Genomic DNA, 15,401 nt, shown 5'->3' on the forward strand with positions numbered 1-15,401 from the left:
AAGATTCGACTGAACTGATTTACCTAGCTATGAATACTGATTACCGCAAATCACTGCCCGGTACCGACCTCGATTATTTCGATACCCGCGCCGCGGTTGACGCGATCCAGCCCGGAGCCTATGCCAAACTGCCGTATACCTCACGTATTCTGGCGGAAAACCTGGTGCGTCGATGCGAGCCGGAAAAACTGACCGACTCCCTGAAGCAGATTATCGAGCGCAAACGCGAGCTGGACTTCCCCTGGTTCCCGGCGCGAGTGGTGTGCCACGATATCCTCGGTCAAACCGCATTGGTAGACCTGGCCGGTCTGCGCGATGCCATTGCCGATAAAGGCGGTGATCCCGCCAAGGTAAATCCAGTTGTTCCCACCCAGTTGATTGTGGACCACTCCCTCGCGGTTGAGCACCCCGGATTTGAGAAGGATGCTTTTGAAAAAAATCGTGCGGTAGAAGAGCGCCGTAACGAAGATCGTTTCCACTTTATCAACTGGACCAAAACCGCGTTTGAAAACGTGGATGTGATTCCCCCCGGCAACGGCATCATGCACCAGATCAACTTGGAGAAAATGTCTCCGGTGGTGCAGGTGCGCGAAGGCGTGGCCTTCCCTGATACTTGTGTTGGTACCGACAGCCACACGCCGATGGTCGATGCTCTGGGTGTGATTTCTGTGGGCGTTGGCGGCCTGGAAGCTGAGAGCGTGATGCTCGGCCGCGCCTCTTATATGCGTCTGCCGAATATCGTTGGGGTCGAACTTACCGGAAAATTGCAGCCCGGGATTACCGGTACCGATTTGGTACTGGCCCTCACTGAATTCCTACGCCGCGAGCGTGTGGTCGGAGCCTACCTGGAATTCTACGGTGAAGGGGCTTCCAACCTGACCCTGGGGGATCGCGCCACTATTTCCAATATGACTCCAGAGTATGGCGCTACTGCGGCCATGTTCTCCATCGATGAGCAAACCATCGACTACCTCAAACTCACCGGCCGCGATGATGAGCAGGTAGCTTTGGTAGAGAAGTTTGCCAAGGAAACGGGCCTCTGGTCCGATACCTTGAAGGATGCCGAATACGAGCGCGTACTGAAGTTCGATCTGGACACAGTAGGTCGTAACCTTGCTGGCCCCTCCAACCCTCACGCGCTGCTGCCGGCCTCGGAACTGGCCAATCGCGGTATCGCCAAGGCCTGGGAAGAGAAAGCTGGTGAGATGCCTGATGGTGCTGTGATTATTGCCGCGATTACCAGCTGCACCAATACCAGCAACCCGCGCAATATGATTGCCGCAGGCCTGATTGCCCGCAATGCGAACAAGCTCGGCCTGACCCGCAAGCCCTGGGTCAAGTCCTCCCTGGCACCGGGTTCCAAAACGGTAAAAATGTATCTGGAAGAGGCCGACCTGCTACCGGATCTGGAGCAGATGGGCTTCGGCGTAGTGGCTTTCGCCTGTACCACCTGTAATGGCATGAGCGGTGCCCTGGACCCGAAAATCCAGCAGGAAGTGATCGACCGCGATCTGTATGCTACTGCAGTCCTGTCCGGAAACCGCAACTTCGATGGTCGTATCCACCCCTATGCCAAGCAGGCTTTCCTGGCTTCACCGCCGCTGGTCGTTGCCTACGCTATTGCCGGCACCATCCGTTTTGATATCGAAAAAGATGCGCTGGGATACGATGCCGATGGTAACCCGATTACCCTGAAAGATATCTGGCCCAGCGACGAAGAGATTGATGCGATCGTACGTCAGAGCGTGAAGCCACAGCAGTTCCGCGATGTGTATATTCCCATGTTCGAAGAGCGGGATGCCGCAGAAGAGCAGGGCCACGCACTCTACGACTGGCGCCCGATGAGTACCTATATCCGCCGCCCACCTTATTGGGAAGGTGCCTTGGCAGGCGAGCGCAGCTTGAAGGGCATGCGCCCGCTGGCGGTGCTGGGTGACAATATCACTACCGACCACTTGTCTCCGTCCAATGCCATTCTGGCCAGCAGTGCTGCCGGTGAATACCTGGCGAAGATGGGATTGCCGGAAGAGGACTTTAACTCCTACGCAACCCACCGTGGTGACCACCTCACTGCCCAGCGTGCAACTTTCGCCAACCCGAAGCTGCTCAACGAAATGGTACGCGATGATAAGGGCGAGATTCGCCAGGGCTCTCTGGCTCGTGTCGAGCCGGAAGGGCAGGTTACCCGTATGTGGGAGGCGATCGAGACTTATATGGATCGGAAGCAGCCGCTGATTATCATTGCCGGTGCCGACTATGGGCAGGGCTCTTCCCGTGATTGGGCTGCGAAAGGTGTACGCCTGGCCGGCGTGGAGGCGATTGCCGCCGAAGGCTTTGAACGTATTCACCGCACTAACCTGATCGGTATGGGTGTGTTGCCGCTAGAGTTTAAGCCGGGAATTACTCGCGAAACCCTGGGTATCGACGGTACTGAAAGTTTCGACGTAATCGGTGAGCGTACCCCCCATGCCACGCTGACTCTACTGATCCACCGCGCCAACGGTGAGACAGTTGAAGCTCCGGTAACCTGCCGCTTGGATACTGCAGAAGAGGTTTCCATTTATGAGGCTGGGGGTGTTTTGCAGCGCTTTGCGAAAGACTTCCTCGAAGCAGAGGCGACGGCTTAAATGTTGAAATTTGCTCCTCAAGTCAAAATCCCCGCGACTTATATGCGCGGGGGCACCAGTAAGGGCGTTTTCTTCCGTTTACAGGATCTACCCGAAGTTGCACAGGTTCCAGGAGAGGCCCGTGATAATTTGCTGTTGCGGGTAATTGGCAGCCCGGACCCTTACGGAAAGCATACCGATGGGATGGGTGGAGCCACTTCGAGCACCAGCAAAACAGTGATCCTGTCTGCCTGTGATAAGCCCGATCACGATGTGAACTACCTGTTTGGCCAGGTTTCCATCGATAAGCCCATGGTCGATTGGAGTGGTAACTGCGGTAATCTCACTGCGGCTGTTGGAGCTTTTGCGATTAATAGCGGTTTTGTGGATACTGCGCGAATTCCAGAAAATGGTATTTGTACAGTGCGCATTTGGCAGGCCAATATTGGCCAAACCATTATCGCCCATGTGCCTATTACCAATGGTGAAGTGCAGGAAACCGGGGATTTCGAGCTGGATGGTGTAACTTTCCCGGCAGCCGAAGTGGAAATTGAGTTTATGGACCCCTCGGACGGCGAGGGTGCCATGCTTCCCACCGGTAACCCCGTCGATGATCTCGAAGTGCCCGGGATTGGTGTACTCAAGGCGACCATGATCAATGCCGGCATCCCCACCATCTTCGTCAATGCGGAAGATATTGGCTATACCGGCACTGAGCTTCAGGATGCCATTAATGGCGATAGCAAGGCACTCGCCATGTTCGAGACCATCCGTGCCTACGGTGCAGTGAATATGGGCCTGATTTCCTCTGTGGAGGAGGCCGCGGCCCGGCAGCACACGCCGAAGATTGCCTTTGTCGCCAAGCCACAGGACTACATCGCCTCCAGTGGAAAAAAGGTAGCGGCGCAAGATATTGATTTGCTCGTGCGAGCCCTCTCCATGGGTAAGCTGCACCACGCCATGATGGGTACCGCTGCTGTAGCTATCGGTACTGCAGCTGCGATTCCCGGCACCCTGGTAAACCTCGCTGCCGGTGGGGGTGATCGTAACTCCATCTGCTTTGGTCACCCTTCCGGCACATTGCGGGTTGGAGCCCATGCTAAAGTCGTGGATGGCCAGTGGGTTGCCACCAAAGCCATTATGAGCCGTAGTGCGCGCATCCTGATGGAAGGCTGGGTGCGAGTGCCAGGCGATAGTTTCTAGTCTTGGTATAATCACATCTTTAGGGGCGTGATACGCCCCTTTTTAGTGGTCGGCTTGTACTCTTGAAGGGTTTCTATTTTATTAGCCGGCTCACACAATACTTTCGTAGACTCTCATACAGCTTTGGGCTACCTTTCCCTGCACCCCGAGCCACCCATTCCAGCCCCTGGCTTATCCTGGCCGCAGTCTCACTCGGGTCTTACGCTGTTTCTATAAGAATACAGTTTGATTATTAGGTAGTGCTCTTGGCGAAATTACACATCGCCGTGCCTCTTATTGTTAGCAGGAAATAAACTTGGTAGCAGCCAAATCGTTAATGTCGCTCGGTGGCGATAACACTATAGATGAAACTCTATTTGCACACATCGCTAGGGATCTTACCGAGCAGGGCTATAGTATTCGCCATGCCGCACTACCCGAATCACTCTCCAGTGCGCTTTTTACCTATCAGCAGGAAATGAACGGAGAGAAATTTATTGATGCAGGGGTCGGGCGAGGTGACGATTACCTACGGAATGAATTCGTGCGAACGGATGAAATTTGTTGGATTACCGGGGAATCTGCTACAGGAAGAGATTGGTTCAGCTGGGCGGGCCAGCTTCAGGTTTATCTCAATAGGCATCTTTTTCTGGGGCTCTTCTCATTTGAAAGCCATTTTGCCCATTACCGGCCTGGGGACTACTACAAAAGGCACTACGATGCATTTCGCGGAGAGGCGAACCGGGTGCTCTCATTGGTCGTCTATCTTAATCCAGGCTGGAGCACTGCGGATGCTGGTGAGCTTGTGCTCTACAAAGATGAGCAGGATAGGGTCGGCACCAAAGTAACGCCGTTAATGGGAACGGTAGTGACTTTCTTAAGTGAGGAGTTTCCCCACGAAGTTCTACCAGCTAATCGGGATCGCTACTCCATTGCAGGCTGGTTTCGGGTAAATACTTCAGTAACCGATCGGGTTGATCCGCCCCGTTAAATTAATGAGTTACCCGCTTAAAATTAACCTCTAGTGAGCCACCTACCTAGGTAAACCTACTAGAAGCTGTTTCATAATTTCTTTAGCGTAATTAACATGCAGGCAATATAGAAAAAAGCTCTGTATGAAGATAAGTAGCGATCCCACCTGACAACTAAACGACGGTAGTTCCCTAGCCATGCAAAAGTTCGCTCAACTTTCCAACGTCGCACATATCTCCTAAGCTTTCTGCCATCTTGTTTCGAAGGTTTTCTTCTATTCCTACGGTGAGGGCAAATCAGGTCAATTTCACGGCGGGCCAAACTATGGCGTAGTGGATCAGAATCTGCAGCCTTGTCGTACACTAGTCGTCGAATTTTTGTATTTTCATAGGTAACATCGAGTAGTGGATGTAATAAATTTACTTCTGCTGGTGAGGCCGAAGTAACGGTGCCTCCCAATGGAATACCTTCGCCATCGACCACCACCATCCACTTTGTACCCTTTCCTCGCTTAGTTTTTCCGACTTCTGCTTCCCTTTTTTTGCTGAAGCAAAGCTACCATCCGAAAAGACTTCTTCCCAATTAAGCAGGGATCTTTGATCAAGCTGTCCGAGAAATTTTCTCCAAGCCTCCAACCAAGCGCCTTGCTCTTCCCAAAACTGGAGCCTTCTCCAGCAAGTACTCGGCGAAGGGTAAGATGGGGGGAGATCCTTCCATCGTGCTCCTGAGCGCAAAATCCACAAGATACCTTCAAAACATGCACGGTTATCAATGGGTTTGGGACCTCCTTTTCCACGTTTTAGCTGGGGAAGGCAAGGCTCAATCAATTTCCACTGAGCGTCGGTTAATTCTGACTTAAATCTACTCACACTTACTGGTCTTATCATTCCATGAGGTCGCAAGAATAACTGATTTCAAGTTATGAAACAGCTTCTAGTACCCTGCGGTAACCGCAGGGTTTATAGGGTACTAAATCACCTTTCGATTGATTTAGAGATCCGATTGATCCTAATCGCGATCCGCCCCATCGTATCTCAGTTTCACAGAACTCTCCTTTTTGAGACTTTAACCTAGCCGACGTACAGCCGACGGCCCGTAGGTAAGCCACGCATAACAATCAAACCGGCTTTCCTGTTGCAGCAGATTGGAGAGACATCAATGACAATTAAAAAACCACTTACCCTTGCGATTGCAATGGCCAATATAGCGGTGGCCTCAGCCTGGGCACAGGAAGCTAGTAATCAAGAAGATGACTGGGCGTTGGAAGAAGTCACTGTAACTGCGACGAAGCGCGAAACCAACCTGATGGAAACTCCAGTAGCCATTTCCGCTTTCACCCAGGAAGAGTTAGATCGTCAGGGTATTAAGAATGTAAAAGATCTGGGCAGTACAATTCCCAATGTGGATATCGGCTATGATGCTTCTCAGTCTTCACCAGTGATTTCTATGCGTGGTGTTCGCTCTACCAATACTACTGAGTTTGGTGATCCAGCTGTTGGCTTACACTTCGACGGTATTTATTCTTCGCGCCCCCAGTCTGCAATGGCAATGATGTTTGACTCTGAAAGGGTAGAAGCCATGCGTGGGCCTCAAGGTACTCTTTACGGGCGTAATTCTACTGTTGGTGCCATTAATGTTATTTCAAAAAGACCGGTAATTAATGAGTTCGAAGGTTCCGTGGGCGTTGAGCTTGGTCGCTGGAATCAAGAGCTGGTCAAAGGCGTTATCAATATTCCGGTTTCAGATACCTTTGCTCTTCGTGCGTCCTTTATGGATGAGACACGGGATTCCTACCTTACCGGGTTTTATGACGTTAACCAGTGGGATAATCGCTATATTGATGCTGACTCTGTAGGTGCGGGCGTATTAGCTGATAACGCAATCACAACTTTTATTCAGGCGAATAACGCTGAAGGAGCCACAGACTATCAGCTGGTTAGGGCGGATGCTGAAGATTTTTATGGGAATGTTGATCAGCAAGCGGTGCGTATAGGTGCGTTATGGGAACCGACTGACGATATTTCTTGGTATGCCGTAGCGGAACACTATCAGGATAGTAGTGCAGGCGGCATCAACACTATTGACTGTGAAAAGGCTGAGCAGCGCGAAGATGGAACAACTTGTGAAACCTACTACGGCTCCGGTGCTGATGAGTACACCGTAGCGGTGAATGTACCAGGTGAACTTGATCTCACCATGACTTCATTCCGTTCTAACTTCCGCTGGGATTTCAGCGATACCATGGCGTTTGTGTATAACACCGGGTATGCAGTTCAGGAACGAAGCAACCTGATTGATATTGATGCTGGTCGCAATACCTGGGATATGAGTATGAGCATTAGAGACTCAGAAAATGTCTCTTACTCCCATGAGTTACAGTTGCAATCTACAGGTGATGGTCCCTTACAGTGGATTACAGGTTTGTTTTATTTCCACGAGACCACTGATCTGAATGGTTACTTCCTGGCCTCATTAGATAATGCCGTATTCTGGAAGCAGCCAGATAGAACTATAGAAGCCAGCGCAGTATTTGCTCAGGCTACCTATGACCTTACTGATAGCCTTCACCTAACTGTTGGTGGTCGATATACGGAAGATGAGAAGAGTGATGTAGGTGGTAATAACCTGAGTTGCACTCGAGACTGGTCCACTGAATCAGATGAAGAGTATGGCTGCTTCCCTGCCTATTTACAGGGCACCTTTAATAGCTTCTCTACCAACCACTTTGCTGACAGCTCAATTTATACAATTGATACTTACAATGATGCCAGCAAGAGCTGGGATTCATCCGACTTTCGAATTGGTCTCGATTATGACCTGACAGATGAAGTCATGCTGTATGCATATGTTGCAAGTGGATTTAAGTCCGGGGGTTTGGGTGATGTTGTCATCCAATATGAGCAAGACCCGGACACGGCTGAGTACATCTACGATGATGAGGGAAACCGGGTTGTTCAACAGGTAATTGACACTAGCTATGATGAGGAGAAGGTCATTACTTGGGAGCTAGGAGCAAAAGGTACCTTCTTGGATGGTCGACTAAATCTGGCTAGTACCTTCTTTTTCTCCGACTATAAGGATATGCAGCTAGCTGCACCTGATACTGCATACTCGTACTATGCGGTAGAGCGAGAAGGTGAGAACGCAGGTGAAATTACGACCGAGCCCGTCGTCATTTACCTTACTAAGAATGCTGCTAGCGCAGAGATTATGGGGCTAGAGTTAGAGTTTGACTGGGCCCCCTATCCGAATGGCCGAATCAGTGGTTTTGCTACCTGGATGCAAACAGAAATCACCTCTGATTTTCAGAACCGCTGGAATTTCAATAACCAAGCGTTATTCGAAATTTCGGATTACGGTTTAGCTCATGACAATACTAATGAAGAGCTCTTCCGAAATTTGAAGGGTAATGAGCTGCCTGTATCACCTGAATTCAGCTTCACAATCAATTATGATCACACCTTTGAGTTGGTCCACGGCGGTGCAATTATTCCGTTTATAGGCATCCACTGGGAAGATGAGTCTTATCTGACCTACTGGAATGTTGACAAGCACGACTTCCCCACTGGTGATACTTCTGCTTTTGATGACAGTCGTGATTCCTTCTGGATGGTAAATGCTTCCGTGAAGTATGTAAGTCCGGACGATCAGTGGAACGTTGAAGCCTTTGGTAATAACCTGACTGATGAGATTGTTCCCTACTACGCTGATGGAAGTGATGGCCTCGTATCTGGGCCATTCTCCACTCCAATGAGCTACGGTGTACGCTTTAACTACAACTTCTAAGTAGCTACTGTTACTCCATAGTAAAAAGCCGGGTCAATTTAGATGGTCCGGCTTTTTTTATGGCTTGTGAGTGAAGTCAAAACTTCTCACGAGTACTTTAGCCCATATCAAGACATGCGTGTATCTTGGGGCTATGTAAACTGCTAGGTTCTGGTTTTACGCCAAATTATGCGAATCAGATAAAATACAAATAGGGCGATAAGCATCCAGGGTAAAAGGTAGGCGATTGCAGTGATTGCTTCAGATAGCCCATCAGACAAATTTTCACCAAAATGAGATAGGGAGTCTAATATGGGACTCCAGAAAGAAGTATAAGATTTTGAGTGTAACTCAATTTCAACCACATCCATCTGAGTTCGCTTGAGCAGTTTAGCTTTTTTACCTTGTGAATACTCAATATCAGATTGTACCGATGCTAACTTTTCAGCAACCTTTATTAGAGTATCAATGTCACTCGCAGATTTTTGTTCCAGTTCTATAAGTCTCGATTGATACTGGAGTAACATTTCAAGTCGTTTTTGGCCGTCGATAATGACATCCTGTAAATCTTCTGCTTTGGTTTCCCGCTGTATCACTCCTCCTTGCTTTGATGCCAGATCAATGATTTTATCGACTCCGGTGGGGTGTATTCTAAGGTGAATCCTTCCGTAGGGCTTTTCATCATTGCGGAGACTAGAATGCAATATAGTGCATTTTTTCTCCATCTCCTGTTGGCAAAGTAATTGGAGTTTGTGGTATACAGGTTCAACTTCTTCAGCAGGTAGTTCAGCTGTCAGGAAATGTTCGTAAGCAATATACTGATCTTGTCCACCTCGATTGCCCGCTGTGATAGGTTCCGGGAACCGGATATCTGCAACCCTGTTGCTGGTGGTATGGGCATTGGGACTGTATGAAGTTGTTGATCTATCACTGCTTGATTCTGAGCAGCCAGAGCTACTGCCCAATATAAGCAGGGCAAAGACGTAGTTAAAGAGTCTCATTTTGATCCCGTTTTTTAGTTAATCCGAATAGATTCGAATCTAACATTGTCCGGTTTGCTTATAAAGATATGCGCCGCTGTACATGTTGTTTACTTGGAGTCATGCATTTGGGATTCATTAAGGGTCTCAACATTTATGTTATTCTCATATGGGGCTGAGTGTTTGTTCTAAATTTGTGTATTGATGGAAGATAGGTGATGTCGACAATAGAACTGGAAGAAAGGCGAAAGTTAGAGCTAATCGAAAAGATTAGGGGTTATTTATCTAAAGAATTTGAGTTGGAGATTGGCAGTTTTGAAGCGGAGTTCTTTATTGATTTTCTTGCAAAGGAGATGGGGGCAGGGTTTTATAATCAAGGTTTACATGATGCTCAGGTAATAGTGTCCTCTAAATTGGAAGATATTTCTGATGCAATTTATGAAATAGAAAAGACTGTCGACTAGAAATGTTGCCCCTATTGATGGCAATTTGATTCTATTGTTCTTGAGTTGTTCAGGGGTATTTTTTCTTGGGTTTTTCTGCCTGGATAAATAACATGGCTGCAAATACTAAGATTATTCCAGGTATAAAGTTGATAGAAAATTTCGTCATTTCCAATGCTGTAGCCAATGCCAGTACAAATACCGGATTCAAGAAGCTGTATGCTGCAACTTTGGTCGCCCCGATTCTTATTGTGCTAAATTGCAGTAGGAAAAAACTGATTAATGTTGTGAATAAGGCTAAATAGAATAGCCCTCCGTAAGTTTCGATAGGTATATTCCGCCATTCTATTTGGCTTAAACTTGGGAATGAAAGCAGTAATAACCAGAGGGCGCCAAATAGAATAACCCAGAATGTCATAACCTCTGTAGGCTCCCCTGAGTGGACTCTCTTGATCAGTGGATTATACAAGCTGAGCGATATAGCACCTAAGGTGAATATCCAATCCCCTCTATTTAGATCCAGCGTTATCGCTGTTGTAATACTCCCTTCAAATACAATCCAGGCCGCACCCAATGTTCCAAGGGTAAGACCGATGACTTTGCGGGCGCTGCTACGCTCACCATTGATGATCAAGGCAAAGACGGCAGTCATTGCAGGAACGGTTGTAAAAAGGGCGCCGGTATTTACTGCTGTGGTGTATTTGAGCGCTTCAAACATACACCAGAAAAAGATAACCAATGGGATGCTGAGTAGCGCATAACCCAGTAGCTTTTTGGGGTGTGGAAGCTGAAATCCATGCTTTAAGAATATGAAGGGCGCAAATAGCCCTGTTGCAATTAAGAACCGAATCATCATCAAGCAATCTGCCGGTAACGAATCGGCGATTAACGCACCAACAGGAAATGAGCCAGCGACCAGTAATGTGCAGGCTATCATCAAGCCGTGAACCCACCACAATGATGTGCCGCTGCTTGCCGTTGCTGTAGGGTTGATACCCCTTGAAAGTTCGCGCATGACTCTTCCCTCAATAAAAGCGAGATCAGAGTAACTTGTTTCTGATAAACTGATAATCCATCAATTAAGATACATACTGTTGAGAAAAAGGAAACAGTAGTTTATGGAAAGTTTTGCAGCCATACCGGTATTTGTCACAGTGGCCGAAACCGGTGGCTTTTCCCCGGCCGCCAAGTTGCTGGGGATATCCAAGTCTGCAGTTAGTAAACGGGTCAGTCAGCTGGAAGAGCAACTTGGGGTAAAACTATTGCATCGCACCACCCGCAAGCTGAGCTTGACAGAGGCGGGCGAGCATTTTTTTCAGCATGCCCGAATCGCTTATCAGGCCGCACAGGACGCTCAGGATGCCGTGACTCAGCTTCAAGGTGAGCCTCAGGGGCGCTTGCGAATCAATGCCCCAATGTCCTTTGGCAGGTTGCATTTGGCACCGCTTATCCCAGTGTTTCTCAAGCGCTATCCAAAAATCACGATTGATCTGGTGATGGACGATAAGGTGGTAGACCTGATTGGAGAGGGGTTTGATATCGCTATCCGTGGTGGTGACCTGCCTGATACCAGTTTGATTGCCCGCAAGCTGGCGCCTCTGCAAAGCGTGCTCTGTGCCTCTCCCGCGTACTTGGAAGAGTTCGGCAAACCGATCGAGCTTGAACAGTTAACAGAGCACAATTGTTTGATGTTTACTTATTCCAGGGATGTAAAAGAGTGGAATTTTATTCAGGATAACCATCTACACACCATAGAAGTCAGGGGTAACTACCAGGTCAATAACAGTGAAGCGCTGCGGGAAGCCATTCTCCAGGGGCTTGGCATCGGCCGCCTGCCGACTTTTGTCGCAGGAGCGGATATCAAGAGTGGTCTCCTGGTGCCTTTGTTTGAAGAATATCAAATGCCGGCCAAGACTATTTATGCCGTATTTCCGGAGCGGCAGTATATGCCTGCCAAAGTACGGGCCTTTATAGACTTTGCCATTGAGTACTTTGGTGGCGACATTCCCTATTGGGATTGTTAGTTTGTAAACTTTTTCTCAACAATCTTTTAACAAAAGAGCCCATTATCAAGCCAGGAGAAACCCAATAAGCTTTCTCTCATCGACATTCACAAGATGATTAATTGTCAGAGGGAAATTATGGACCTGTTCACTGCTGTTGAAACTCGCCGTTCGGTCAAGCATTACGATGTATCTGAAAAGATGACATCAAGTGAGTTTAACCAGCTTATCCAAGCCACAATGTTATCGCCAACATCCTATAACATTCAGCATTGGAGATTCCTGCGAGTAACAGATTCCAGGCTTCGAAGCAGACTTAAGGATGCTGCCTGGGGTCAACAGCAAGTGGAAGATGCGTCTGAGCTGATTATTCTTTGTGCAGATATAAACGCTTGGAAAGATCGACCAGAACGCTATTGGGCTGATGCACCCAGAGAGGCGAGGGAACTTTTAGTCCCGATGCTAACTGATTTCTATAGAGATAAACCTCAATTGCAGCGAGATGAAGCAATAAGGAGCTGTGGCTTAGCGGCGCAAACCATGATGCTTGCGGCAAAAGCACTGGGCTATGACACCGGCGCACTGGTTGGGTTTGACTCAGATAAAGTGGCCGAGCTTATAAACCTGCCAGAAGGTTATCTGATCGGAATGATGATAGTCGTGGGTAAGGCTAGCAAAGCAGCGAATGGACGTGGTGGCCAGTTAGCATTGGGTGAAGTGTTATTTGAAAACCAATTTTGAGCATAACTTACATACCGTAGTTTAGTATTTATGCTTGCAATCTGTAGGCTGTTCTTGTGATCAATTATCCATATCTCCGCTAGTGGGATAATTGATCACAAGTGGATTAGAGCACAAAGTCAATTGGCGGTTATTGGGTGGGTAAAAAATGAATCGGGTAGTGAATTGTTATTCTTCGTGTGTCGCTGGCACCGAAGTTAAATTCCTGAATCTTTGCCATTAACTGATCAGTAAACGGCTTGGAATCGAGGCTGGAGCTGGCCAATGCGATATTGGCGACTTCACCACTAGGTTCAATATCGATAATAAATTCCGCGCCGCCTTCAAGGTCAGGGTCTTGTTTGCGCGCACTCAAGTATAAACGATAAAGCTGGCCTTTGTGTTTATCAAATACCTGCTGAATTTCTACTCTGCTACGCTCTCGCTTTTTCTTAACGGTTTTTTTAAGGGTGGCATCTGCTATGGCTGGTGGTTTTTTATCAGAGAAGCTGGCGTTTCCGCTTTGATCGACCCACTGATAAATTTCCGCGCTTGCAAGATTACTGGAGAGTGTGAGACTGATACAGAATAAGCTTTGATAAGTAAATCGGTTCATTTTTCCATTCATACTTCGATATTCTTGACCAAGTACTTAGTCTACTTTAGATGCTACCTCTAGGGGGAGATTAGCGTATTAATTGGTTAAACCTAAGGTTCGTGAATTTTCTGTAACAATTAATCGCCAGGCTTTACAAGGTATCTTTGTACAATTTTCCCATCTGCTTCGATCTCAGAATCCAATAATCCACCACATGCCGTAATTGTATTGGCAGAGGCGGGGTTGTCTTTGTGACAGTGAATGTGAATTGTCCCGGCTTTCATTTCCTGAAGCCACTGGATCGAGAGCTCCATCAGGCGTTTACCGTACCCTTTACCTCTATACTTGGGTCTGATCCCCAAACCAATGTGCCCATCGCAGTGGGTAACTCTATCGTTCAGGTAGTGGCGAATATTGGTGACGCCTACGATTTCAGTTTTATCAATAAGCCATAGTGTAGAACTTGGGACAAAGCTTTCCGGTAGGTTTTTACCCTGTGCAAAGTTAATGAGCTTTTGGATGAGAGCTTCGAAGTTTGCATGATCAAAATCCATAGGAAAGGGATAGCGCTCTTCATCATTCAGCTCTTCTATATATTGCCGATAACTAGCCTCATAGATTGCTGAAGGGGGTACTAATTTCAAAGTAATGCCTGGGAATTCGAGTAATGAATAGGGTGAAAGCAAAATTTAGCCTATAAAAATTAGCTGTGTAATCTTTAAAGAATTGTTAAAACATTTGAGTTGGCAGAAGGGGAAAAGGGACGGCTGTAAATGACTGCATCCCGGGCGCCCTATGCCAGGAATAGGACCCCAAGACGGTAAAAAAAAATTTTAAGCTGCCTGAAATTTCAACAAGACAGTACATCCTGTTTCTGACTGGGGAATATGTGCTGAGCCAATGGGGTTGTGAATAAATGATCCCTCGGGATGATCGTCTCTGCCATCATTAAAGATCCCTGAAATCACAAAAATTTGTTCTGCACCGTCAATATGTGTTTCCACACCTGGGTATCTGGCTCCAGGTAGAAACTCGAAGACAGACACCCAGCTTCCTGCTTCCTCTCTCCAAAGACTTCTCTCGAATATGCCGGGAGCAACCTCCCTGGCTTCAATATTCTTCCAGTGACTAGACGTGATGCCAGAAAAATTCACTTGATTCATAGCAGTACTCTTCCATCTTAAACAACAATATTTTGCGCGCAAAGTATTGTTGTTTAAGTTCGGGTTTACCGTCAAGTACTTTGCGCGCATAATATATAGATCTGTTCAGTGAGTAATCAAAATGACTCCAAAAGAGTTCAATCTCCAAGAGTTGGTGTGTTTTGCCTTATATTCGACAGCGAACTCTATGGTGCGTGAATACAGGCCGGAGCTTGATCAGTTTGATCTTACCTACCCGCAGTTTCTGGTGATGATGAGCCTTTGGAATGAAGACTCTGTTTTTATCAAAGAGCTAAGCCATCAGACTTACCTGGATGCAGGCACCTTGACTCAAGTGCTGAAACGCCTAGAGGCTAAAGGGTTTATCGAGAGGCAAAAGTCCAGCGTGGACGAGCGGGCAAAAGTGATTGTCCTCGCTCGAAAAGGGCGCGATCTAAAGCAGAAAACCTCTCATATACTTGAAGATATGGCCTGCAAGGTCAGATTAACGGCTGAAGAGCAACAGGACTTGACCTCACTGTGTCATAAAATTTTATCCCGGCTGAAAAAATAGGGTTGGACCTTATTCAATCGTCCATCACTTTGGTTTGTTATTTATGATTTTTTAATAACTCTTTGGCTTTGTTTGGAACTGACTCATAACTTGGGTATTCAGGAGCCCTTGATGCACAAAGACTCAGTAGCTTTATCGCTTCCTTTTTCTGATTGACTTTAAGGTAAGCTATCGCTAGAGAAAGTTGTGCATCTGGTAGGCAGTAGTGGGGCTTTAGATCAATGGCTCTTTTTAAAACCGCTATAGATTGTTTCCAATGATTTAATTCTTGGAGGCACATACCATAAGCGATGTAATATCTTGGGTCATTAGATGAGGCCGTTAACTGTGCATAAAGCTGGAGAGCTTGAGAAAGCTTCCCAGAAGTTTGGAGCTCACAAGCCCTGCGATAGCTTTTATCTCTGTCCATATTGATA

The 15,401-nt window shown here is 47.4% G+C and carries 15 protein-coding genes and 1 pseudogene; 8 read left to right on the forward strand and 8 right to left on the reverse strand.

The window, feature by feature from the left end:
* Positions 1 to 29: 29 nt before the first annotated feature.
* The 3 genes from acnD (at position 30) to ACJJIJ_RS06690 (ending at position 4,779) form a co-directional block, all read left to right on the forward strand.
* On the forward strand, positions 30 to 2,627 hold the full coding sequence (gene acnD, locus ACJJIJ_RS06680) for a Fe/S-dependent 2-methylisocitrate dehydratase AcnD (protein WP_444939007.1): 2,598 nt from the start codon (positions 30 to 32) through the stop codon (positions 2,625 to 2,627).
* A complete protein-coding gene (prpF, locus tag ACJJIJ_RS06685; protein WP_444939008.1) occupies positions 2,628 to 3,809 on the forward strand; it encodes a 2-methylaconitate cis-trans isomerase PrpF in 1,182 nt (393 codons plus the stop codon).
* 295 nt (positions 3,810 to 4,104) lie between these two features.
* The gene (locus ACJJIJ_RS06690) at positions 4,105 to 4,779 is read left to right on the forward strand and encodes a 2OG-Fe(II) oxygenase (protein ID WP_444939009.1); all 675 of its coding nucleotides are present in this window, start codon (positions 4,105 to 4,107) and stop codon (positions 4,777 to 4,779) included.
* A gap of 71 nt (positions 4,780 to 4,850) precedes the next feature.
* On the opposite strand, the pseudogene ACJJIJ_RS06695 reads toward ACJJIJ_RS06690, so the two are convergent.
* Positions 4,851 to 5,285 (reverse strand): annotated as a pseudogene (locus ACJJIJ_RS06695) (IS5 family transposase); the annotation flags it as partial.
* Positions 5,180 to 5,647: a transposase gene (locus ACJJIJ_RS06700; RefSeq protein ID WP_444939010.1), complete on the reverse strand. Its 468-nt coding sequence runs from the start codon at positions 5,645 to 5,647 to the stop codon at positions 5,180 to 5,182. The gene ACJJIJ_RS06700 and the pseudogene ACJJIJ_RS06695, both read right to left, overlap by 106 nt.
* A gap of 271 nt (positions 5,648 to 5,918) precedes the next feature.
* Here ACJJIJ_RS06700 and ACJJIJ_RS06705 point away from each other — a divergent pair, with 271 nt between their 5' ends.
* Positions 5,919 to 8,546, forward strand: a complete 2,628-nt coding sequence (locus tag ACJJIJ_RS06705) for a TonB-dependent receptor (RefSeq protein ID WP_444939011.1) — start codon at positions 5,919 to 5,921, stop codon at positions 8,544 to 8,546.
* Positions 8,547 to 8,689: 143 nt separating this feature from the next.
* Here the strand turns inward: ACJJIJ_RS06705 and ACJJIJ_RS06710 are convergent, their stop codons facing one another.
* Positions 8,690 to 9,526 carry a DUF4349 domain-containing protein gene (locus tag ACJJIJ_RS06710; RefSeq protein ID WP_444939012.1) on the reverse strand — a complete coding sequence of 279 codons (837 nt, stop codon included), beginning with the start codon at positions 9,524 to 9,526 and terminating at the stop codon, positions 8,690 to 8,692.
* 197 nt (positions 9,527 to 9,723) lie between these two features.
* On the opposite strand from ACJJIJ_RS06710, the gene ACJJIJ_RS06715 reads away from it, so the two are divergent.
* Positions 9,724 to 9,969 (forward strand): DUF2164 domain-containing protein, encoded by a 246-nt coding sequence (locus ACJJIJ_RS06715; protein ID WP_152453703.1) that lies wholly within the window; start codon positions 9,724 to 9,726, stop codon positions 9,967 to 9,969.
* A gap of 49 nt (positions 9,970 to 10,018) precedes the next feature.
* Here the strand turns inward: ACJJIJ_RS06715 and ACJJIJ_RS06720 are convergent, their stop codons facing one another.
* Complete coding sequence (locus ACJJIJ_RS06720) at positions 10,019 to 10,963, reverse strand: DMT family transporter (RefSeq protein WP_444939013.1); 945 nt, start codon at positions 10,961 to 10,963, stop codon at positions 10,019 to 10,021.
* A 103-nt stretch (positions 10,964 to 11,066) separates the two neighbouring features.
* Between ACJJIJ_RS06720 and ACJJIJ_RS06725 the strand changes: the two genes are divergently transcribed.
* Both ACJJIJ_RS06725 and ACJJIJ_RS06730 read left to right on the forward strand, forming a co-directional pair.
* Positions 11,067 to 11,972 carry a LysR family transcriptional regulator gene (locus ACJJIJ_RS06725; protein WP_444885071.1) on the forward strand — a complete coding sequence of 302 codons (906 nt, stop codon included), beginning with the start codon at positions 11,067 to 11,069 and terminating at the stop codon, positions 11,970 to 11,972.
* A gap of 117 nt (positions 11,973 to 12,089) precedes the next feature.
* Entirely contained in the window at positions 12,090 to 12,692 is a 603-nt protein-coding gene (locus ACJJIJ_RS06730; protein ID WP_252085787.1) for a nitroreductase family protein, read from the forward strand.
* Between the two features lie 130 nt (positions 12,693 to 12,822).
* On the opposite strand, the gene ACJJIJ_RS06735 is transcribed toward ACJJIJ_RS06730, so the two are convergent.
* The 3 genes from ACJJIJ_RS06735 to ACJJIJ_RS06745 form a co-directional block, all read right to left on the reverse strand.
* Positions 12,823 to 13,299: an AgmX/PglI C-terminal domain-containing protein gene (locus tag ACJJIJ_RS06735; protein WP_444939014.1), complete on the reverse strand. Its 477-nt coding sequence runs from the start codon at positions 13,297 to 13,299 to the stop codon at positions 12,823 to 12,825.
* Between the two features lie 107 nt (positions 13,300 to 13,406).
* Positions 13,407 to 13,955 carry a GNAT family N-acetyltransferase gene (locus ACJJIJ_RS06740; RefSeq protein ID WP_444939015.1) on the reverse strand — a complete coding sequence of 183 codons (549 nt, stop codon included), beginning with the start codon at positions 13,953 to 13,955 and terminating at the stop codon, positions 13,407 to 13,409.
* A 147-nt stretch (positions 13,956 to 14,102) separates the two neighbouring features.
* A complete protein-coding gene (locus ACJJIJ_RS06745) occupies positions 14,103 to 14,432 on the reverse strand; it encodes a cupin domain-containing protein (RefSeq protein ID WP_444890406.1) in 330 nt (109 codons plus the stop codon).
* A gap of 121 nt (positions 14,433 to 14,553) precedes the next feature.
* Between ACJJIJ_RS06745 and ACJJIJ_RS06750 the strand changes: the two genes are divergently transcribed.
* Positions 14,554 to 14,985, forward strand: a complete 432-nt coding sequence (locus ACJJIJ_RS06750) for a MarR family winged helix-turn-helix transcriptional regulator (protein ID WP_444939016.1) — start codon at positions 14,554 to 14,556, stop codon at positions 14,983 to 14,985.
* A 37-nt stretch (positions 14,986 to 15,022) separates the two neighbouring features.
* Here the strand turns inward: ACJJIJ_RS06750 and ACJJIJ_RS06755 are convergent, their stop codons facing one another.
* On the reverse strand, positions 15,023 to 15,394 hold the full coding sequence (locus ACJJIJ_RS06755) for a hypothetical protein (RefSeq protein WP_444886090.1): 372 nt from the start codon (positions 15,392 to 15,394) through the stop codon (positions 15,023 to 15,025).
* Positions 15,395 to 15,401: the final 7 nt, after the last annotated feature.

This window comes from Microbulbifer mixtoriginis (SeqCode) (assembly GCF_052467945.1).